General features: G+C 46.3%; 8 protein-coding genes and 4 pseudogenes. 5 read left to right on the forward strand and 7 right to left on the reverse strand.

Annotated features, from left to right (window positions below; genetic code table 11):
- Positions 1-118 precede the first annotated feature (118 nt).
- Together OCV44_RS21390 and OCV44_RS21395 are read left to right on the forward strand one after the other, a co-directional pair.
- Positions 119-685: a recombinase family protein gene (locus OCV44_RS21390; RefSeq protein ID WP_139686270.1), complete on the forward strand. Its 567-nt coding sequence runs from the start codon at positions 119-121 to the stop codon at positions 683-685.
- Positions 686-725: 40 nt separating this feature from the next.
- A pseudogene (locus OCV44_RS21395) lies at positions 726-3,086 on the forward strand (DUF7146 domain-containing protein); the annotation flags it as partial.
- Between the two features lie 18 nt (positions 3,087-3,104).
- Here OCV44_RS21395 and OCV44_RS21400 read toward each other — a convergent pair.
- The 5 genes from OCV44_RS21400 to OCV44_RS21420 all read right to left on the reverse strand — a co-directional run bounded on the left by OCV44_RS21400 (position 3,105) and on the right by OCV44_RS21420 (position 6,033).
- Positions 3,105-3,464: a hypothetical protein gene (locus tag OCV44_RS21400; protein ID WP_139686206.1), complete on the reverse strand. Its 360-nt coding sequence runs from the start codon at positions 3,462-3,464 to the stop codon at positions 3,105-3,107.
- A 592-nt stretch (positions 3,465-4,056) separates the two neighbouring features.
- Positions 4,057-4,500 carry a lytic transglycosylase domain-containing protein gene (locus OCV44_RS21405; protein WP_139686207.1) on the reverse strand — a complete coding sequence of 148 codons (444 nt, stop codon included), beginning with the start codon at positions 4,498-4,500 and terminating at the stop codon, positions 4,057-4,059.
- A gap of 453 nt (positions 4,501-4,953) precedes the next feature.
- A complete protein-coding gene (locus OCV44_RS21410; RefSeq protein ID WP_139686208.1) occupies positions 4,954-5,289 on the reverse strand; it encodes a type I restriction endonuclease subunit M in 336 nt (111 codons plus the stop codon).
- A gap of 79 nt (positions 5,290-5,368) precedes the next feature.
- Complete coding sequence (locus OCV44_RS21415; RefSeq protein ID WP_139686209.1) at positions 5,369-5,755, reverse strand: DUF7659 family protein; 387 nt, start codon at positions 5,753-5,755, stop codon at positions 5,369-5,371.
- A 26-nt stretch (positions 5,756-5,781) separates the two neighbouring features.
- Complete coding sequence (locus OCV44_RS21420) at positions 5,782-6,033, reverse strand: hypothetical protein (RefSeq protein ID WP_139686210.1); 252 nt, start codon at positions 6,031-6,033, stop codon at positions 5,782-5,784.
- A 739-nt stretch (positions 6,034-6,772) separates the two neighbouring features.
- Here OCV44_RS21420 and OCV44_RS21425 point away from each other — a divergent pair.
- A pseudogene (locus tag OCV44_RS21425) lies at positions 6,773-8,011 on the forward strand (IS256 family transposase).
- 28 nt (positions 8,012-8,039) lie between these two features.
- Positions 8,040-8,258 (forward strand): annotated as a pseudogene (locus OCV44_RS21430) (transposase); the annotation flags it as partial.
- Between the two features lies 1 nt (position 8,259).
- On the opposite strand, the gene OCV44_RS21435 reads toward OCV44_RS21430, so the two are convergent.
- Positions 8,260-9,437 (reverse strand): IS3 family transposase gene (locus OCV44_RS21435; RefSeq protein ID WP_249631935.1). Its coding sequence is split into 2 segments (ribosomal slippage): positions 8,260-9,179 and positions 9,179-9,437, totalling 1,179 coding nucleotides; the frame shifts between segments, so codons are not numbered across the junction.
- Between the two features lie 79 nt (positions 9,438-9,516).
- On the opposite strand from OCV44_RS21435, the pseudogene OCV44_RS21440 reads away from it, so the two are divergent.
- A pseudogene (locus tag OCV44_RS21440) lies at positions 9,517-9,747 on the forward strand (IS91-like element ISVa3 family transposase); the annotation flags it as partial.
- Between the two features lie 221 nt (positions 9,748-9,968).
- Here OCV44_RS21440 and OCV44_RS21445 read toward each other — a convergent pair.
- Positions 9,969-23,816 carry an Ig-like domain-containing protein gene (locus OCV44_RS21445; protein WP_261900944.1) on the reverse strand — a complete coding sequence of 4,616 codons (13,848 nt, stop codon included), beginning with the start codon at positions 23,814-23,816 and terminating at the stop codon, positions 9,969-9,971.
- Between the last annotated feature and the right edge of the window lie 7 nt (positions 23,817-23,823).

A 23,823-nucleotide genomic window follows, 5' to 3' on the forward strand; every position in this document is an offset into this window, starting at 1 on the left:
TTTTGAGAGGCATGAACGGAGAATCACTATGTACAAGAAACCTGTACTTAGTTGTCTCATATACACATCTCTACTATCATAATCACATTAACTCATTAAAATGCAAATAAACGAGACGATGAGCAGAAAAGTTGGATACGCGCGAGTCAGTACCCATGAGCAAGAACTGAATCTTCAGATTGATGCTCTGATAAAAGAAGGGTGTGAAGTCGAAGTAATATTTACAGATAAGATTTCGGGAGCAAATGCGTCTAGGCCTGGACTGGAAGAGTGCTTAGAAACGCTGGTTTCTGGAGACACACTTATAGTGTGGCGACTGGATCGGCTAGGCCGCTCGATGTCACATCTGATAAACCTGATTGAATCCTTAATTGAAAAAGGCATTGGCTTTAAATCGATTCAGGATGGTGCAATCGACACAACCACAGCTTCTGGTGAGTTGATGTTCAATATATTCAGTGCACTGGCACAATTTGAACGTCGCCTAATACAGGAGCGTACACATGCTGGACTGAAGGCAGCTAGAGCCAGAGGAAGGAATGGGGGCAGACCAAAGATTCGTGACAGCAATCCAAAAGTTCAGATGGCGAAAGAAATGCATCACAAAAAGTCTCTCCCAATCGATGCTATCTGTCAGTCCTTGTCTATTTCTCGAGCAACATTCTATCGTTATTTATCACTTTAATTTCGTCTAGAGACTATGATTAGACCATATCGGGGGATGGGCAAAAATAGCCAAATTGGGCGATAAAGAGCAGCTTTTATCGCTCAATGCCGGTAAACCCTTTGAGCTGGCCATAAGCCAAGGCCGCATCGATACCGCTTACATGACCGACATCATCCGTCAGCAAAACGACACCTTACTTAATGCGGCGCAAAACACCATTGATAAGCAGCCACAGAGCGCCCTAGATAAACTCCAGCAGCAAGCCCCTGATACCCAAGGCAACCACCAACATGTCATCTCTACGCTGGATGAAAACGACAAAGACCGACGCAGAGCGCAGCTCACCGCCACAGAGAAGCTGCCTTACGTGGTCGCCAAAGACTATTTAGAGCGCACCCCCGAAACGCGAGACAACACACTGATTATCGCGTACACCAACCAGGAGCGAGACACCATCACCGAACACATCCGTGTCGGTTTGATGAAAAAGAGTGAATTAGGCAAAGAGAACGTCATCGCAACGAGGCTACGCTCAATCGGCGCGACCGGGGAAGAGCTCACCACCATGATGCCGTATCAAAAAGGCTTGATACTGAGCACCAAGCCCGGTGAGTACGCGGCAATCACTCACGTGGATTCAGAGCATGGCGTAGTAACACTTCAAGACGCGAGTACAGGTAAGACAAGGTCGTTCTTACCGCGTAACCGTGACCACCGTTTCACCACCCTGTTCTCTACGTCAGAAAAGCCACTTTCAACCGGCGATAAAATCATCACCCGTTTTACCGATAAAGAGCGCGGCATTAAAGCCAACGTGGAGTACCGCATCACGCAAGCGAATACAGACCGTGTTATCGCTCAATCTAAGACAGGACAAACACTCAACCTTAACCCTAATGCGCTTAAAGACGGGCACTGGGACTACGCTTACAGTCGAACCGCAGACATGGCGCAAGGATCCACCTATCAACACGTCATTAGCGCGATACAAAGCAAAGGCGCACTGACCAACTTAAGACGCGCTGGTATCGATGTGACTCGTGCCAGTCAGCACATTCGGCTCTATACCGACAACACAAAACAATTGGTCAAAAGCTGGCTTTCTAAAGAGAGCCACAAAGCCAGTGCGATAGAAACCCTTAACCAAATCCCACCCAAAGACACCACCTACTTTAACCGTAATGCTCTGCCTCATGAGGACGTCCGGTTCCAAAATAAAAGTGGTGATTTTGACTACAACACATTTAGGGAGCACATCAACACACAACTACCCAAATACACCGAAAGTCTCGCCATTCAGTTATTAGGCCAGCCGAATCAATCCAAGTCAGACCGGGATTATTTAACCTTTGGCATTGGCAAATCGGCCATTAAAGTGACCTTAACTGGAGAATATCGTGGTTATTTTAAAGACTACACCACAGGCGAAAAAGGCGCATTGATTAATCTAATCATGAGTCATAAGGAAATGAATTATAAAGCCGCGATGAATGAAGCGCACAAGATGCTCAACGAGCCAGATAAATATCAACTGGAGGAAAACAGTAAACACGACAAATTACTGAGCACCACCCCAAGGCATATTGCGCAGTTTGAAGAAAGGGCTAAAGATTATATCAATCAAAGCTTACCAATGGATAACACACTGGCCCAAACGTACTTAAACAAGCTCGGTGTCAATAACATTGAAAATAACCACGTTAAGTTCCACCCTGCGGTCTATTCATCCGAAGATAGATCTCTTCATCCTGCGATGTTAACCAACATCCACAATAAAGAAGGTGAAACTAAAGCCATTGAAGTGACCTATTTAGACACTCAAGGCAATAAAGACACCTCCCTAGACATTAATCCAAGAGCCCTAGGCACAAAGTCCAAACAATTAACACAATTCCATCAAGGAGAGAATTTAAACACCACCATCATCAGCACCTCAATTGAAAACTCATTTTTAATTCGAGACCAAACCCAAGGGCAGATTGACATTATCAATGTCAATCATAAGAACGACATTCAAAACATCTCCACCGATGAACTGAGACAGAACATCATTATTGTATTAAACCAAGGTAATCACGATTTAAATCCGAATAATATTGAGAAAATCGTCGAAAACTTTAACGGTCGAGACATTCAATTCATGTCAGACGATAATCTTAAAGAAGACATTAAATCATGCATTGACAAACTAGAGAGGGATAACAGCGCACATAACATTGAATTAAGTGAGACGTCCACTTCTCATCAAGAGAGCGAATTAGACACCCTCAACTATAATGAGAAAAAAGAGACCGACAGCCAATCACTCGACCACTTTGAGCCAAAAGAATATTCACCTCAACAAGAGATGGAATTTAATCAATCAGAGAAAGAGAGCCATTGGGAAGACAGAGAAATCGAAAGAGAGTTAGAGCGATAATATAAGGGTAGCCAATGGCTACCCTTTTTTTTTGCCTTCAAGATATTCATCGACACTTTTATCAACCAAAGCGGTGTTGGATTTTCTTTGCTCAATAGAATCGGCTTTATTCTTATAATAACTCTCACCATCAAAGCTATGTGCTAAATTTAAATTCAGCACACCTTGTACTTGTCTAACTCTACGATAAGTCTCTTCCATCAGATCACGGTTTGACGGCCGCTCATCGTCACTGTAATTCAACTTGATGCGCAGTGCCAAGGTGAAAAGCTGACGAGTTGCCTCAGCATCACTTAACTTTTCTCTGTCTCTGAACTTCTTAAAATCTTGCTCTAGCTTCCCTCGTAGGGAGCTTTGTAAAGGGTATGAACGCGACATAATTTAGCTTTTTCTCCTCAATGAATTTCAATGAAGCTAACTTTTTCACCCCAATGAAAACCAATTAAACATCAATGCAAAGCCATTGTACCACTTCTTTTAAATCCCCTCCACAGCCTTATACAACAAGGGATAAATTACAATTCAATTAATTTTAATTATTTTCACATTGAAATCAAGGTTAAAGCCTTATCCCAAAAGGGATCAATGGTAATTCATTCTATATACATAATATTACATTAGGATTTTAGCGGCTAATTAGTTGAGATTTTGAAAATTTTTTAATGCCCTTTTTCGCCCCCACAAATACATATAAGTCATTGTTTTTACTATCTTTACGTTTCTCACAGACAACCATTTAAATCGTTTACGATTTAGCGTGGTGTGTGGTGACTTTCAGAGAAAGTAAAAGGTCAGGGTGACTTCATCAGCTTGAGGTGGGTTAACTTGAGAAAAGTTGACCAAGGAAAGATAAAAAGCCGGCTCTATGGCGACTGAATAGGTAGCAGTAAGACGGATCAGACGTAGGAACGAATAGAGGTCAGGAAGATAGAATGACAACCACTACTGCACCATAGTGGTGCAATGGCGGTTATTTAACTTTTGCGGAATAATAAACAGATTGGACTTTTTGGATGTATATTTTTCTGGCGGTTTCGGTACGTTTGGAGAAACCTGCATTATATGCGCCTATGCTGTTCCAGTTATAGCCATGACTAGCAAAGTTAGAACTTAATACCCAAGCACCTAATGACACATTAAAACACGGCTCATAGACGTTCTGCTCGTTCACATTAAGATAAGCAAGTTTGCTAAACCAGCTTGAATTAATTTGCATCAGCCCATAATCACGGCTCACCACTTCACCACGGCTATTTTTATTTTCGTTATAAGCAGCCGGATCAAGACTACTTTCAACTTGAGCAATCGCCCTTAATAAATCTGGTGACACATTATAATATTGTCCTGCCTCATCAAAACAAAAAGCGGACGCATGAAAAGGAACCCAAAAGGCGAACATTAATTTAAATCTCATAACTCAACCACAACAAATGATATCAATACATGTAAACAGTCAAAGTAGTTTACCATGAGGAGCTGTGCGACGAGTAGATAACGCGCTCACGCAGTGAGTAAGAATCACTATATCAGCATAGTAGAACCCTAAAGATATATTCAACATTCACCACATCAAAAAATACCCTTCACCCTGCTAGACCTTAATGACTCGAAAATCAAAACAATCTCATTATTATTGTGGTGGTTCCACAGTATTGACAGAAAAAAATGAAGGTTATAGTCGGATGACAAAGAAAAATACAGCGTAAAAAACGAGCACTTATTCACAGAGTACCTATACTCAACTTAGCCACATAGTTTATTGTGAATAAGTGCGAATCGATTTTTAAAACCTAAACGAACAATCAGAAAATCAAACGCAAAAAAAAATCCAGTCATTGACTGGATTTGATTTTAGTTGGATTGGTAATTAATACTCATGCGGTAATAATACCGTTGTCACGCTGCGATCCCATTCGGTAATGATCCAAATCTGTTTATCACACAACCGATAGCCTGACATAATTCGCTCACCTGTTTTTGTGGCTTCGTCATTTGAAATCTTATCTTCAATTGGCATATTTCCCCAATCACCATTTTGGTGACGCATTAAACAGATATGCAGACTTGCGCCGATATTTTCACGCAATAAAGCGTCAATGCCTTGGGTGATAACCACCTTGCCTAATTCAAATGGCTCGGCTGTACAAACGTAAGTTTGTGCTTTCAATTGTTCTTCGCTTGGGATAGTATTTAACTCGTTCATGTTTAGATTCCACATATTTAAGTTATGGACACTGCCTAGATATTTGTTGGTGCAAATATCTAGGCGTTTTTATATGTGCTTAATACACATCTTCGGTTTTACGGATGTGGTTAAACACCTCGTAAACTTCATCGTATGAAACGTTGTAGCCTTCAAGCTTTTCAACGCAGTCACAAATATCATTGGTGTAAAAACACTCGTGATTGAATAGCTCACGGCGGATGATGGCTTTGATGCCATTTTCGGCAATATCTTGCGCAATCGTATCCTTTTGGATCTCGTCTAGCTTTTCGACTAAAGCACTCGCATTACTCTCTGGCACGATCATGCCAAAACCAAGGGAAACGTATTTGACCCCCTCTTTTTTTGCTGCTGCAAACTGCTCATTAGAAAAGGCAAAGAATGCGCCGAACTCGTCAAAGGCTCGGGTTTGTTTTTCACTTGTGTAATCTGATAGATATTTCATTGTTATGCCTCTATGGAATGGTTTGATTAAATACGATTAAGGTCGATACATGCAGTAGCGGTACAAACATAATTCAAAGGGTTACATCTAATATGGCGAACAGGCTTTCTCTTCAATCCATGAATTTCTCTTAATCGGTCTAAAATTTTCAGATCACGTTGACGCTTGCGCTGAACCAAAGATAAATCATTTTTAGGAGGGCTTTCGCGCTCCAACGGCGAGACGTTGGTCGCTGTTTGGCATTTAGAGAGAGTTAGGGTTGAGTTTTGTTGCGCCATATCGAGTTTCCTTTTTGTTTGAGTATCACTTTCCGGAGCCGCTTAGCTGTCCGCACTCACAACATCGTTCTGGCTTGACAAGGGGCTAGTAGCCCTTAGCAGCTTGCTGCTTTAGGGATACAGCGCGAAGCCTCCCTTGCAGGCAGGTTGTGTTGAGAGAAGGTTAAACAGCTTGCGAGCCCGTAATGTGATGCGAGTAGAAAGGAAAATCGGCGCATAAAAAACCAACCCTTACTCGAACTTAATGTCAGGCAGTGAAAGGCAACGAGGAGGCACGACGAGGCGCAGCTACGCAGTAGCGGAGGCGTTCAGGATTGAAGCGATATCCTTGCAGATAGGGGCTTTAGAGCTTCACGCCCTGGGAAGGCACTTGTGACTTTTCAGGGAGATGAAGATCTTAGCCCATAGATGAAAGATTCTAGCGAAAAGCCCTGCCCGAAGGGTAACGCCCAAGTCGAACCCAATATCGAGCATCGGTTGCAACTGGAAACTGCGCCAACATAGACCGACCATCACCAGCAAGGCTGAAACCAGCACTCTAATTTAAACCCAGCTAAACAATACCCCCTGGGTTCAAAAAAGTCTGCCGTGGTACATCAGTCAATTAAAACCTCGGGAAAGATACTTTCTTGACAACCAGAGAGCTATGCTGATTTCTGGTGTATGGAAGAGAAAGGAAGTTGTGGTGTAATCTGTTGATGCTGTTCTCCCCAGAACGATTAACAGATAGGCACTCCGCATGACTGATAATACTGTTGTTTCACTGAATACACCACAAGACCCACTTACTGAACTGATACGCCAGGGGGCTAGAGATTTGATTGCACGGGCTGTTGAAGCTGAGCTTCAACAGCTACTAGCCCAACATCAGAGTGTAATGGTTGACGGCAAGCAAGCCATCGTGCGCAACGGTTTCTTACCTAAGCGAACCTTGCAAACAGGTGTCGGTGATGTCGAAGTGCAAATTCCTAAGGTAAGAGATCGCTCAGGGAATGGCGTCAAATTTAATAGCAACTTGATACCACCGTATCTCAAGCGAACAAAGAGTGTTGCAACACTGCTCCCGTTACTCTATCTCAAGGGGATATCTACGGGCAATATGCTGCCTGCCCTGGAGTCTCTGCTTGGTAAGGATGCGAAAGGCCTGTCAGCCAACAGCATCTGTCGCCTCAAAGAGCGCTGGTATGCTGAGTACGAACAGTGGCGTAAGCGTGACCTCGGTAGGCATCGCTATGTTTACGTTTGGGCTGACGGTGTTTACTGTCACGTTAGGATGGACGATAAGCTCTGCTTACTCGTCATCATTGGTGTTGATGACACTGGACGCAAAGAAGTCCTTGGCGTTCTGGATGGTCATCGAGAGTCAGAAGCAAGTTGGACGGAACTCATTGAGCAGCTACGAGCGCAGGGATTACAGTTAGCACCGAAGCTCGCCATCGGAGATGGCGCGCTTGGCTTCTGGAAAGCGGTTGCGAAGTGCTGACCTCAAACTGCCCAACAACGGTGCTGGGTACATAAGACAGCGAATGTGCTTAACAAGGTGCCCAAAAGCGTACAACCACGAATGAAGGAAGCACTGCAAGATATCTGGATGGCAGAAACGAGAGATGATGCTTATCACGCCTTCTCTACCTTCCAGAAGCGCTTTGAAGCCAAGTATCCAAAGGCAACCGACTGTTTGGTGAAAGATAAAGCTGAAATGCTGGCGTTCTACGATTACCCAGCAGAGCACTGGGTTCATATCAGGACAACCAACCCAATAGAATCGATGTTCGCCACAGCACGTTTACGCACGAACAAGACAAAGGACTGTGGAAACAGAAAGACTACGTTGATGATGGCCTACAAGTAAATGCGTAGTGCAGAGACGAAGTGGCGTCGTCTACGAGGTTTTGCACTCCTAGCGGATGTTGTGAAAGATGTTCGCTTCATCAATGGAGTGAAAGAAATGGAGACTCATCAACAGGCTACTGCATGATCTACATACACCACATTTGACAATAGCTCACCTGAAGCGCCCGCCTATATCGGCATCGAGGTTACGCCACTACAGTGGCGGCACCGTTGTGTTTAAATATCTCGACCATCGAGACGGCAAGCACAAAACAAAAACGCTAACGCAAGAAGAAATGATATTACGGTACGTGGGTCATATCCCACAGCACCATTTTAAAATGGTGCTTTATTACGGTTTTCTATCCAACAGAAAACGAGGGTCTGTAGTGGTCAAGTAAAACTGGCCACAGTTTTATAAGGGAACCAAAACTGTCGTTCCGACTCATTTGGTGTTAATCCACCATTGTATTGATGTGGACGATGCTGGTTGTAATAACCAACCAAATAATCCGTTATTGCTTTCTGTGCCTCTGTAAAACTTCTATAGCCATTCTTTGGTACCCATTCCGTTTTTAAACTTCTGAACACTCGCTCCATAGGACTATTATCCCAACAGTTCCCTCGACGACTCATACTTTGAGTGATTCGATATCTCCATAGCAACTGACGATATTTTTTACTCGTATAGTGGCAACCTTGATCCGAGTGGAACATTACACCAGACGGCCTTCCGCGGCTCTCATTGGCCATGGTCAGCGCCTTGCCAGTCAATACACTATCTGGTGAGTTAGACATTGCCCAACCGATGACTTTTCGTGCGAACAAGTCAATAACAACGGCTAGATAAGACCATCTCTCCCCCGTCCAGATATAAGTCACATCGCCACACCAGACTTGATTCGGCTCAGTCACCGCGAACTGACGATTTAACCGGTTAGGTATATGAACATGTTCCTGCTGTGTTTTTTTGTACGTATGTTTTGCTAGCTGGCAACTGACTAAGTCTAGTTCTTTCATGAACTTACTTGCTCGGTAACGGCTAAGTCGAATACCTCTTGCTGTGACTATGTCAGCAATGGTTCTCGCTCCAGCGGAACCATTGCTCAGCTCATAAGATCGGCGAACTTCGGCACGAACAAGCACATGCTCTGACGACAGAGATTTATCTCTATTTGCCCAATAACGATAACTACTGCGATGAACCCCGAACACTTCGCAAAGCCGTTTCACAGCATAACTCTTCTTGAGTTTCTCGATCATCGAGAACCGTTCAGGGAGTCTGACATCAAGAGAGCCGTAGCCTTTTTTAGAATTTCCTTTTCTTCTTCAATGCGTTTGATTTTCTTTTTAAGGTCACGAATTTCTCTTTGCTCTGGAGTGAGTGGTGATGAATTTGGTGTCTTACCAGCTCTTTCAGCTTTGAGTTGCCTTACCCAGCTTTCTAACGTAGTTTTTCCAATCCCCATTGCTTCGCAGGTTTCTTTATAGGAACGTCCCTGGTCAAGCACTAGCTGAGCGCATTCAAGTTTAAATTCTGGGTTAAAAGTGCGTCTTTCACGCTTAGTCATAATGTCACCTGTTTTAGTATCGAGATGATCATACATCACCTCTTAATCAGGTGGCCAAATTAACTATGCCACTACAGTCCTACTGCCTCTGGTGTATTTAGCTTTGGGAGAGAAAGCACCAAAGCAGCCAGAGCTACTCACGTATGCGAAGCAATACAAAGGCTTTGCAGGTAACGCCCCGTATAAGTGTGTGTTGCGCGGATGCAGAGTGGTGTTTACATGTTTTACAGCGGGCTCAAAAAATCATGAGCGGTTGGATAGTCGCCGGATGAACATGCGCGAATCGCGACGGCTTGGCGTACCTGCGTAGGATAGGTCTATCTAAAATCAATAAATTAGGTGCAAAAACGACCGTGATTAGCGGATTAAATCATCATTGGTTCAATTTATCTTTAGGGCAATTACATCCAAAACGCTTCGCTACCTCCTAAACTTGCTTAATGGTTAGGATTGAAGTTCCTAACCATCAAGTTAGCTGGCAATATAACAACGCGCGTAGCAAAACCCGCAGTGTCTACCCAATTGGTTAGATTAGATATCTTTAAATTGAGAATCCAGACTTGCAATCAGGTGTGAAGTGACGTCATCAACACTTGCTCCATCAAAATGGATATCTAATGTCGTTCCACCTTTAGAGATACTCAAGTTAGAGTCTGTTGCTCCATCTTGCGTAACTTCCACATGGTAATTACCAACATCGCCAGTGTGATCGCCCGACTTCAGATCATCCAGTAACGAACCAAGTTCGTCCTTAGATAGATCCTCGAACAAGTCAGAGAAATCAAGAGAGTCTTCGTTTGCATTGAAGTCTTTTACTGTATCAGTCTCATTTGCAACATCCACCCACTTGAAGATGTCTGCACCATCACCACCGGTAAGGATATCGTTACCCAAACCACCGATCAGGATGTCATCACCTATACCGCCGTCCAGCGTATCTGAGCCACCTTGCCCGAATAGGATATCGTTGCCTTCACCTCCAGACAGGTTATCCGCTCGGTCGCTTGAACGAGATTGCTCAAATTCAGCTTGGTTGTCAGTAATGTAGTTATGAACATCTTTCTCGGTAACAAGACCAACATCTTTACCTAATTGACCAGCAACATACTCTTGTAATGCAGATACACCTTGTTCATCACTAGAACCAAATCGAATTGCATCACCGAAGATAATATCGTCACCAGCTTGACTATCGATGTCATCTCTACCTTGAAGCAGAGCGACTTCCTTACCAAGGATAACTTCAGCCAACTGTGAAACATCAATGTTGGTTCGCACTGTATTGTCTGAGTCGTAGTTTTCGAGAGTGCTTGCGTCCAAGTTGTTACCAAGACCAATCGCATGCACTTCACTGAACTCTTCCAATGCTTTGTACATATTATCAGCTTGAGCGGTAACACTATTGCTGTAGTCATAGTAACCCGTGTTGCTGTACATGTAGCCAAGGCGTTCGCCAGTCGACAAAGAATAAACCTCTGTGTTGCTCGCAATAACCGTTTGGTTGTTGTAAGTCACAACATCACCACGTTGATAATCGCTTGGTAACACGTCTCCCAAAGTAATAATTTTGCCATTTTCAGCACCAATCACCACATTAGTCATCGAAGCCAAATCATAAGCGCTATTGTGGTCAGCTTGGTTCGGCGTACCATCAGAGATAAAGTATGTGACGTTATTTGCATCACTATCTTTACCTGCAAACCAATCTAGCACTGAATCAAATGCAGCTTCATAGTTTGTTCCACCGCTACCATCATCTCTATTGTTTTCGAATGCAGTTGTGATTTTCGTTGAAGCTTCTGGGTCGCTCAAATCAACTTCCAACAACAGCTTATCATCCGCTGCAAACGTCGTTAACAATACATTTACTTTGCCTGAAGAAGAACTGCCAGCACTATTGATAAGGCTGTCAAGAACCTTTTTGAACTCAGCCTCTGCTTTACCTACGTCATACCCCATACTGCCTGAAGTATCTAGAACAAAAGCAATGTTGTAATCCTCGCCCTCAACAATCTGCAGACCTTGGACATCACCAACAATAATGTCGTCATCAGCTGTACCGGTAATGTCGTTATCACCATGTGTACCAATAACGTATTTGTAACCACGAACCACGTCCAACGAATCGGTGTCTGTCGCTTTCGGATTCACACCGTCTGATACCGAAGCACTAACAGATAAGGTAGTTAGGTCAAGCTGGTCATTATTAACCGCTTCGACACCTTTGTCGGTCAACTTAACTTGATCACCGTCTAGGACGAAGTAACCATCGGTGTTGTTTTCTAGCTGAACCGTCAATTGATCTGCTGGCGTATCTGTATCAGCAACAACGAGTGTTGCCACTACTGTGTCGGTAGATACTGCATCTTCAGTCACGCTATCAACCGCGGTAACGTCGATAGTCGGTGCGTCATTTACACGAACGACATCCAACGAATCGGTGTCTGTCGCTTTCGGATTCACACCGTCTGATACCGAAGCACTAACAGATAAGGTAGTTAGGTCAAGCTGGTCATTATTAACCGCTTCGACACCTTTGTCGGTCAACTTAACTTGATCACCGTCTAGGACGAAGTAACCATCTGTGTTGTTTTCTAGCTGAACGGTAAGCTCGTCTGCTGGTGTATCTGTATCAGCAACAACAAGTGTTGCCACTACTGTGTCGGTAGATACCGCATCTTCAGTCACGCTATCAACCGCTGTGACATCAATGGTCGGTGCATCATTCACACGAACGACATCAAGAGAATCCGTGTCTGTCGCTTTCGGGTTCACTCCGTCAGATACCGACGCTGTGACACTCAGGCTATTCAAATCTAGCTGGTCGTTATTAACCGCTTCGACACCTTTATCGGTCAACTTAACTTGATCACCGTCTAGGACGAAGTAACCATCGGTGTTGTTTTCTAGCTGAACCGTCAATTGATCTGCTGGCGTATCTGTATCAGCAACAACGAGTGTTGCCACTACTGTATCGGTGCTCACCGCATCTTCAGTTACGCTATCAACCGCTGTGACGTCGATGGTTGGTGCGTCGTTTACGCGAACCACATCAAGAGAATCGGTGTCTGTCGCTTTCGGGTTCACGTCGTCAGATACCGATGCACTGACAGACAAGGTAGTTAGGTCAAGCTGGTCGTTATTAACCGCTTCGACACCTTTGTCGGTCAACTTAACTTGATCACCGTCTAGGACGAAGTAACCATCGGTGTTGTTTTCTAGCTGAACGGTAAGCTCGTCTGCTGGTGTATCTGTATCAGCAACAACAAGTGTTGCCACTACTGTGTCGGTAGATACCGCATCTTCAGTCACGCTATCAACCGCTGTGACATCAATGGTCGGTGCATCATTCACACGAACGACATCAAGAGAATCCGTGTCTGTCGCTTTCGGGTTCACTCCGTCAGATACCGACGCTGTGACACTCAGGCTATTCAAATCTAGCTGGTCGTTATTAACCGCTTCGACACCTTTATCGGTCAACTTAACTTGATCACCGTCTAGGACGAAGTAACCATCGGTGTTGTTTTCTAGCTGAACCGTCAATTGATCTGCTGGCGTATCTGTATCAGCAACAACGAGTGTTGCCACTACTGTATCGGTGCTCACCGCATCTTCAGTTACGCTATCAACCGCTGTGACGTCGATGGTTGGTGCGTCGTTTACGCGAACCACATCAAGAGAATCGGTGTCTGTCGCTTTCGGGTTCACGTCGTCAGATACCGATGCACTGACAGACAAGGTAGTTAGGTCAAGCTGGTCGTTATTAACCGCTTCGACACCTTTGTCGGTCAACTTCACTTGATCACCGTCTAGGACGAAGTAACCATCGGTGTTGTTTTCTAGCTGAACGGTAAGCTCATCTGCTGGCGTATCTGTATCAGCAACAACGAGTGTTGCCACTACTGTATCGGTGCTCACCGCATCTTCAGTCACGCTATCAACCGCTGTGACGTCGATAGTCGGTGCGTCATTCACACGAACGACATCCAACGAATCGGTGTCTGTTACTTTCGGGTTCACGCCGTCAGATACCGATGCAGTGACAGACAAGGTAGTTAGGTCAAGCTGGTCATTATTAACCGCTTCGACACCTTTGTCGGTCAACTTAACTTGGTCACCATCGAGCACGAAATAGCCATCAGCGTTGTTTTCTAGCTGAACGGTCAATTGATCCGCAGGTGTATCTGTATCAGCAACAACGAGTGTTGCCACTACGGTACCGGTAGATACCGCATCTTCAGTCACGCTATCAACCGCGGTAACGTCGATAGTCGGTGCGTCGTTTACGCGAACCACGTCCAACGAATCCGTGTCTGTTACTTTCGGGTTCACACCGTCAGATACCGAAGCAGTTACCGTTAGGCTGTCTAGGTCAAGCTGGTCATTATTAACCGCTTCGACACCTTTGTCGGTCAACTTCACTTGATCACCGTCTAGGACGAAGTAACCGTCAGCGTTGTTTTCGAGCTGAACGGTCAATTGATCCGCAGGTGTATCCGTATCAGCAACAACGAGTGTTGCCACTACGGTATCGGTGCTCACCGCGTCTTCAGTCACGCTATCAACCGCGGTAACGTCGATAGTCGGTGCGTCATTTACACGAACGACATCCAACGAATCGGTGTCTGTCGCTTTCGGATTCACACCGTCTGATACCGAAGCACTAACAGATAAGGTAGTTAGGTCAAGCTGGTCATTATTAACCGCTTCGACACCTTTGTCGGTCAACTTAACTTGATCACCGTCTAGGACGAAGTAACCATCTGTGTTGTTTTCTAGCTGAACGGTAAGCTCGTCTGCTGGTGTATCTGTATCAGCAACAACAAGTGTTGCCACTACTGTGTCGGTAGATACCGCATCTTCAGTCACGCTATCAACCGCTGTGACATCAATGGTCGGTGCATCATTCACACGAACGACATCAAGAGAATCCGTGTCTGTCGCTTTCGGGTTCACTCCGTCAGATACCGACGCTGTGACACTCAGGCTATTCAAATCTAGCTGGTCGTTATTAACCGCTTCGACACCTTTATCGGTCAACTTAACTTGATCACCGTCTAGGACGAAGTAACCATCGGTGTTGTTTTCTAGCTGAACCGTCAATTGATCTGCTGGCGTATCTGTATCAGCAACAACGAGTGTTGCCACTACTGTATCGGTGCTCACCGCATCTTCAGTTACGCTATCAACCGCTGTGACGTCGATGGTTGGTGCGTCGTTTACGCGAACCACATCAAGAGAATCGGTGTCTGTCGCTTTCGGGTTCACGTCGTCAGATACCGATGCACTGACAGACAAGGTAGTTAGGTCAAGCTGGTCGTTATTAACCGCTTCGACACCTTTGTCGGTCAACTTAACTTGATCACCGTCTAGGACGAAGTAACCATCTGTGTTGTTTTCTAGCTGAACGGTAAGCTCGTCTGCTGGTGTATCTGTATCAGCAACAACAAGTGTTGCCACTACTGTGTCGGTAGATACCGCATCTTCAGTCACGCTATCAACCGCTGTGACATCAATGGTCGGTGCATCATTCACACGAACGACATCAAGAGAATCCGTGTCTGTCGCTTTCGGGTTCACTCCGTCAGATACCGACGCTGTGACACTCAGGCTATTCAAATCTAGCTGGTCGTTATTAACCGCTTCGACACCTTTATCGGTCAACTTAACTTGATCACCGTCTAGGACGAAGTAACCATCGGTGTTGTTTTCTAGCTGAACCGCCAATTGATCTGCTGGCGTATCTGTATCAGCAACAACGAGTGTTGCCACTACTGTATCGGTGCTCACCGCATCTTCAGTCACGCTATCAACCGCTGTGACGTCGATGGTTGGTGCGTCGTTTACGCGAACCACATCAAGAGAATCGGTGTCTGTCGCTTTCGGATTCACGTCGTCAGATACCGATGCACTGACAGACAAGGTAGTTAGGTCAAGCTGGTCGTTATTAACCGCTTCGACACCTTTGTCGGTCAACTTAACTTGATCACCGTCTAGGACGAAGTAACCATCGGTGTTGTTTTCTAGCTGAACGGTAAGCTCGTCTGCTGGTGTATCTGTATCAGCAACAACAAGTGTTGCCACTACTGTGTCGGTAGATACCGCATCTTCAGTCACGCTATCAACCGCTGTGACATCAATGGTCGGTGCATCATTCACACGAACGACATCAAGAGAATCCGTGTCTGTCGCTTTCGGGTTCACTCCGTCAGATACCGACGCTGTGACACTCAGGCTATTCAAATCTAGCTGGTCGTTATTAACCGCTTCGACACCTTTATCGGTCAACTTAACTTGATCACCGTCTAGGACGAAGTAACCATCGGTGTTGTTTTCTAGCTGAACCGTCAATTGATCTGCTGGCGTATCTGTATCAGCAACAACGAGTGTTGCCACTACTGTATCGGTGCTCACCGCATCTTCAGTTACGCTATCAACCGCTGTGACGTCGATGGTTGGTGCGTCGTTTACGCGAACCACATCAAGAGAATCGGTGTCTGTCGCTTTCGGGTTCACGTCGTCAGATACCGATGCACTGACAGACAAGGTAGTTAGGTCAAGCTGGTCGTTATTAACCGCTTCGACACCTTTGTCGGTCAACTTAACTTGATCACCGTCTAGGACGAAGTAACCATCGGTGTTGTTTTCTAGCTGAACGGTAAGCTCATCTGCTGGCGTATCTGTATCAGCAACAACGAGTGTTGCCACTACTGTATCGGTGCTCACCGCATCTTCAGTCACGCTATCAACCGCTGTGACGTCGATAGTCGGTGCGTCATTCACACGAACGACATCCAACGAATCGGTGTCTGTTACTTTCGGGTTCACGCCGTCAGATACCGATGCAGTGACAGACAAGGTAGTTAGGTCAAGCTGGTCATTATTAACCGCTTCGACACCTTTGTCGGTCAACTTAACTTGGTCACCATCGAGCACGAAATAGCCATCAGCGTTGTTTTCTAGCTGAACGGTCAATTGATCCGCAGGTGTATCTGTATCAGCAACAACGAGTGTTGCCACTACGGTACCGGTAGATACCGCATCTTCAGTCACGCTATCAACCGCGGTAACGTCGATAGTCGGTGCGTCGTTTACGCGAACCACGTCCAACGAATCCGTGTCTGTTACTTTCGGGTTCACACCGTCAGATACCGAAGCAGTTACCGTTAGGCTGTCTAGGTCAAGCTGGTCATTATTAACCGCTTCGACACCTTTGTCGGTCAACTTCACTTGATCACCGTCTAGGACGAAGTAACCGTCAGCGTTGTTTTCGAGCTGAACGGTCAATTGATCCGCAGGTGTATCCGTATCAGCAACAACGAGTGTTGCCACTACGGTATCGGTGCTCACCGCGTCTTCAGTCACGCTATCAACCGCGGTAACGTCGATAGTCGGTGCGTCATTTACACGAACGACATCCAACGAATCGGTGTCTGTCGCTTTCGGATTCACACCGTCTGATACCGAAGCACTAACAGATAAGGTAGTTAGGTCAAGCTGGTCATTATTAACCGCTTCGACACCTTTGTCGGTCAACTTAACTTGATCACCGTCTAGGACGAAGTAACCATCTGTGTTGTTTTCTAGCTGAACGGTAAGCTCGTCTGCTGGTGTATCTGTATCAGCAACAACAAGTGTTGCCACTACTGTGTCGGTAGATACCGCATCTTCAGTCACGCTATCAACCGCTGTGACATCAATGGTCGGTGCATCATTCACACGAACGACATCAAGAGAATCCGTGTCTGTCGCTTTCGGGTTCACTCCGTCAGATACCGACGCTGTGACACTCAGGCTATTCAAATCTAGCTGGTCGTTATTAACCGCTTCGACACCTTTATCGGTCAACTTAACTTGATCACCGTCTAGGACGAAGTAACCATCGGTGTTGTTTTCTAGCTGAACCGTCAATTGATCTGCTGGCGTATCTGTATCAGCAACAACGAGTGTTGCCACTACTGTATCGGTGCTCACCGCATCTTCAGTTACGCTATCAACCGCTGTGACGTCGATGGTTGGTGCGTCGTTTACGCGAACCACATCAAGAGAATCGGTGTCTGTCGCTTTCGGGTTCACGTCGTCAGATACCGATGCACTGACAGACAAGGTAGTTAGGTCAAGCTGGTCGTTATTAACCGCTTCGACACCTTTGTCGGTCAACTTAACTTGATCACCGTCTAGGACGAAGTAACCATCTGTGTTGTTTTCTAGCTGAACGGTAAGCTCGTCTGCTGGTGTATCTGTATCAGCAACAACAAGTGTTGCCACTACTGTGTCGGTAGATACCGCATCTTCAGTCACGCTATCAACCGCTGTGACATCAATGGTCGGTGCATCATTCACACGAACGACATCAAGAGAATCCGTGTCTGTCGCTTTCGGGTTCACTCCGTCAGATACCGACGCTGTGACACTCAGGCTATTCAAATCTAGCTGGTCGTTATTAACCGCTTCGACACCTTTATCGGTCAACTTAACTTGATCACCGTCTAGGACGAAGTAACCATCGGTGTTGTTTTCTAGCTGAACCGTCAATTGATCTGCTGGCGTATCTGTATCAGCAACAACGAGTGTTGCCACTACTGTATCGGTGCTCACCGCATCTTCAGTTACGCTATCAACCGCTGTGACGTCGATGGTTGGTGCGTCGTTTACGCGAACCACATCAAGAGAATCGGTGTCTGTCGCTTTCGGGTTCACGTCGTCAGATACCGATGCACTGACAGACAAGGTAGTTAGGTCAAGCTGGTCGTTATTAACCGCTTCGACACCTTTGTCGGTCAACTTAACTTGATCACCGTCTAGGACGAAGTAACCATCGGTGTTGTTTTCTAGCTGAACGGTAAGCTCGTCTGCTGGTGTATCTGTATCAGCAACAACAAGTGTTGCCACTACTGTGTCGGTAGATACCGCATCTTCAGTCACGCTATCAACCGCTGTGACATCAATGGTCGGTGCATCATTCACACGAACGACATCAAGAGAATCCGTGTCTGTCGCTTTCGGGTTCACTCCGTCAGATACCGACGCTGTGACACTCAGGCTATTCAAATCTAGCTGGTCGTTATTAACCGCTTCGACACCTTTATCGGTCAACTTAACTTGATCACCGTCTAGGACGAAGTAACCATCGGTGTTGTTTTCTAGCTGAACCGTCAATTGATCTGCTGGCGTATCTGTATCAGCAACAACGAGTGTTGCCACTACTGTATCGGTGCTCACCGCATCTTCAGTTACGCTATCAACCGCTGTGACGTCGATGGTTGGTGCGTCGTTTACGCGAACCACATCAAGAGAATCGGTGTCTGTCGCTTTCGGGTTCACGTCGTCAGATACCGATGCACTGACAGACAAGGTAGTTAGGTCAAGCTGGTCGTTATTAACCGCTTCGACACCTTTGTCGGTCAACTTCACTTGATCACCGTCTAGGACGAAGTAACCATCGGTGTTGTTTTCTAGCTGAACGGTAAGCTCATCTGCTGGCGTATCTGTATCAGCAACAACGAGTGTTGCCACTACTGTATCGGTGCTCACCGCATCTTCAGTCACGCTATCAACCGCTGTGACGTCGATAGTCGGTGCGTCATTCACACGAACGACATCCAACGAATCGGTGTCTGTTACTTTCGGGTTCACGCCGTCAGATACCGATGCAGTGACAGACAAGGTAGTTAGGTCAAGCTGGTCATTATTAACCGCTTCGACACCTTTGTCGGTCAACTTAACTTGGTCACCATCGAGCACGAAATAGCCATCAGCGTTGTTTTCTAGCTGAACGGTCAATTGATCCGCAGGTGTATCTGTATCAGCAACAACGAGTGTTGCCACTACGGTACCGGTAGATACCGCATCTTCAGTCACGCTATCAACCGCGGTAACGTCGATAGTCGGTGCGTCGTTTACGCGAACCACGTCCAACGAATCCGTGTCTGTTACTTTCGGGTTCACACCGTCAGATACCGAAGCAGTTACCGTTAGGCTGTCTAGGTCAAGCTGGTCATTATTAACCGCTTCGACACCTTTGTCGGTCAACTTCACTTGATCACCGTCTAGGACGAAGTAACCGTCAGCGTTGTTTTCGAGCTGAACGGTCAATTGATCCGCAGGTGTATCCGTATCAGCAACAACGAGTGTTGCCACTACGGTATCGGTGCTCACCGCGTCTTCAGTCACGCTATCAACCGCGGTAACGTCGATAGTCGGTGCGTCATTTACACGAACGACATCCAACGAATCGGTGTCTGTCGCTTTCGGATTCACACCGTCTGATACCGAAGCACTAACAGATAAGGTAGTTAGGTCAAGCTGGTCATTATTAACCGCTTCGACACCTTTGTCGGTCAACTTAACTTGATCACCGTCTAGGACGAAGTAACCATCTGTGTTGTTTTCTAGCTGAACGGTAAGCTCGTCTGCTGGTGTATCTGTATCAGCAACAACAAGTGTTGCCACTACTGTGTCGGTAGATACCGCATCTTCAGTCACGCTATCAACCGCTGTGACATCAATGGTCGGTGCATCATTCACACGAACGACATCAAGAGAATCCGTGTCTGTCGCTTTCGGGTTCACTCCGTCAGATACCGACGCTGTGACACTCAGGCTATTCAAATCTAGCTGGTCGTTATTAACCGCTTCGACACCTTTATCGGTCAACTTAACTTGATCACCGTCTAGGACGAAGTAACCATCGGTGTTGTTTTCTAGCTGAACCGTCAATTGATCTGCTGGCGTATCTGTATCAGCAACAACGAGTGTTGCCACTACTGTATCGGTGCTCACCGCATCTTCAGTTACGCTATCAACCGCTGTGACGTCGATGGTTGGTGCGTCGTTTACGCGAACCACATCAAGAGAATCGGTGTCTGTCGCTTTCGGGTTCACGTCGTCAGATACCGATGCACTGACAGACAAGGTAGTTAGGTCAAGCTGGTCGTTATTAACCGCTTCGACACCTTTGTCGGTCAACTTAACTTGATCACCGTCTAGGACGAAGTAACCATCGGTGTTGTTTTCTAGCTGAACGGTAAGCTCATCTGCTGGCGTATCTGTATCAGCAACAACGAGTGTTGCCACTACTGTATCGGTGCTCACCGCATCTTCAGTCACGCTATCAACCGCTGTGACGTCGATAGTCGGTGCGTCATTCACACGAACGACATCCAACGAATCGGTGTCTGTCGCTTTCGGATTCACACCGTCTGATACCGAAGCACTAACAGATAAGGTAGTTAGGTCAATCTGGTCATTATTAACCGCTTCGACACCTTTGTCGGTCAACTTCACTTGATCACCGTCTAGGACGAAGTAACCGTCAGCGTTGTTTTCTAGCTGAACGGTAAGCTCGTCTGCTGGTGTATCTGTATCAGCAACAACAAGTGTTGCCACTACTGTGTCGGTAGATACCGCATCTTCAGTCACGCTATCAACCGCTGTGACATCAATGGTCGGTGCATCATTCACACGAACGACATCAAGAGAATCCGTGTCTGTCGCTTTCGGGTTCACTCCGTCAGATACCGACGCTGTGACACTCAGGCTATTCAAATCTAGCTGGTCGTTATTAACCGCTTCGACACCTTTGTCGGTCAACTTAACTTGATCACCGTCTAGGACGAAGTAACCATCGGTGTTGTTTTCTAGCTGAACCGTCAATTGATCTGCTGGCGTATCTGTATCAGCAACAACGAGTGTTGCCACTACTGTGTCGGTAGATACTGCATCTTCAGTCACGCTATCAACCGCGGTAACGTCGATAGTCGGTGCGTCATTTACACGAACGACATCCAACGAATCGGTGTCTGTCGCTTTCGGATTCACACCGTCTGATACCGAAGCACTAACAGATAAGGTAGTTAGGTCAAGCTGGTCATTATTAACCGCTTCGACACCTTTGTCGGTCAACTTAACTTGATCACCGTCTAGGACGAAGTAACCATCTGTGTTGTTTTCTAGCTGAACGGTAAGCTCGTCTGCTGGTGTATCTGTATCAGCAACAACAAGTGTTGCCACTACTGTGTCGGTAGATACCGCATCTTCAGTCACGCTATCAACCTCGGTGACATCAATGGTCGGTGCATCATTCACACGAACGACATCAAGAGAATCCGTGTCTGTCGCTTTCGGGTTCACTCCGTCAGATACCGACGCTGTGACACTCAGGCTATTCAAATCTAGCTGGTCGTTATTAACCGCTTCGACACCTTTATCGGTCAACTTAACTTGATCACCGTCTAGGACGAAGTAACCATCGGTGTTGTTTTCTAGCTGAACCGTCAATTGATCTGCTGGCGTATCTGTATCAGCAACAACGAGTGTTGCCACTACTGTGTCGGTAGATACCGCATCTTCAGTCACGCTATCAACCGCGGTAACGTCAATGGTTGGTGCGTCGTTTACGCGAACCACGTCCAACGAATCCGTGTCTGTCGCTTTCGGGTTCACGTCGTCAGATACCGACGCTGTGACAGTCAGGTTATTCAAATCAAGCTGATCATTATTAACCGCTTCGACACCTTTATCGGTCAACTTAACTTGATCAGCGTCTAGGACGAAGTAACCGTCAGCGTTGTTTTCGAGCTGAACCGTCAATTGATCTGCTGGCGTATCTGTATCAGCAACAACGAGTGTTGCCACTACTGTGTCGGTAGATACCGCGTCTTCAGTCACGCTATCAACCGCGGTAACATCGATGGTCGGTGCGTCATTTATACGAACGACATCAAGAGAATCGGTGTCTGTCGCTGTCGGGCTAACTCCGTCCGATACCGATGCACTTACCGTTAGGCTGTCTAAGTCAAGCTGGTCATTATTAACCGCTTCGACACCTTTATCGGTCAGCTTAACTTGGTCACCATCGAGCACGAAGTAACCGTCATCGTTGTTTTCTAGCTGAACAGTAAGCTCATCTGCTGGCGTATCTGTATCGGCAACGGTCACTGTTGCCACTACTGTATCTGTCGATACCGCATCTTCAGTCACACTATCAACCGCGGTAACGTCAATGGTCGGTGCGTCATTTATACGAACGACATCAAGAGAATCGGTGTCTGTCGCTGTCGGGCTAACTCCGTCCGATACCGATGCACTTACCGTTAGGCTGTCTAAGTCAAGCTGGTCACTATTAACCGCTTCGACACCTTTATCGGTCAGCTTAACTTGGTCACCATCGAGCACGAAGTAACCGCCAGCGTTGTTTTCTAGCTGAACAGTAAGCTCATCTGCTGGCGTATCTGTATCGGCAACGGTCACTGTTGCCACTACTGTATCTGTCGATACCGCGTCTTCAGTCACGCTATCGATGGCTGTGACGTCGATGGTTGGAGCGTCGTTTACGCGAACCACGTCCAACGAATCCGTGTCTGTCGCTTTCGGGTTCACACCGTCAGATACCGACGCTGTGACACTCAGACTATTCAAATCTAGCTGGTCGTTATTAACCGCTTCGACACCTTTATCGGTCAGCTTAACTTGGTCACCATCGAGCACGAAGTAACCGTCATCGTTGTTTTCTAGCTGAACAGTAAGCTCATCTGCTGGCGTATCTGTATCGGCAACGGTCACTGTTGCCACTACTGTATCTGTCGATACCGCATCTTCAGTCACGCTATCAACCGCGGTAACGTCAATGGTCGGTGCGTCGTTTGCTGGGTTAACTGTGACAATCACCGTAGCTTCATCAGTTAGCGCTCCATCAGTTACCACATAAGTAATAGTCGCTTCACCGTTAAAGCCTTTGGCTGGCGTAAATGTCAACTTTCCATCAATAATCTCTACTGTGCCTTGCTCTGCCGGAACAGTTGCCGATTCAATCCTTAACGAATCGCTATCTGCGTCTTGGTCGTTAGCCAAAACATCGATGGAAACCGAAGCGTCTTCATCGATCAAAACGCTGTCATCTTTAGCTACCGGAGGTCGAGGGCTGATAGCTGGCAATGCATCATCTGAATTTGCCGCGCTCAAAAGAAGCTCCGCAAGCGATAGACTTTGATATTCAGACAAGCCTAGAGCAGCGATCCCCATCGTTTCAAACCAAGTACTGGCAAGTATTTCTGCTCCTGTACGCTCAACGGTCCCACTTTCTTGAAAACTGGAGCCGGCATTCTCACCCGAAGCTGGGGCGAACTCAAAACTCAGTAATGTCGGCTCTTGTCCGGCTCTAAGAGCATCAATAATTTGAGCAACATCTTGAGTGATATCTTGCGAGTCTTCTTCTGTCGCAACTTTAACTTGAAGTTTTTGTGGTTCATTTTCGATAACTGCAACAATCAGATCACCCTGCAGTGGTCGCTCATGCTCGGCAAGAACCTTCAATTGCCCATTAAAATCTATTACGGCTAACCGCTCTCCAACCGGAGCTAAGGAAGTACGATCCATATAAACC

The organism is Vibrio tasmaniensis, assembly GCF_024347635.1.
GTDB lineage: Bacteria > Pseudomonadota > Gammaproteobacteria > Enterobacterales > Vibrionaceae > Vibrio > Vibrio tasmaniensis.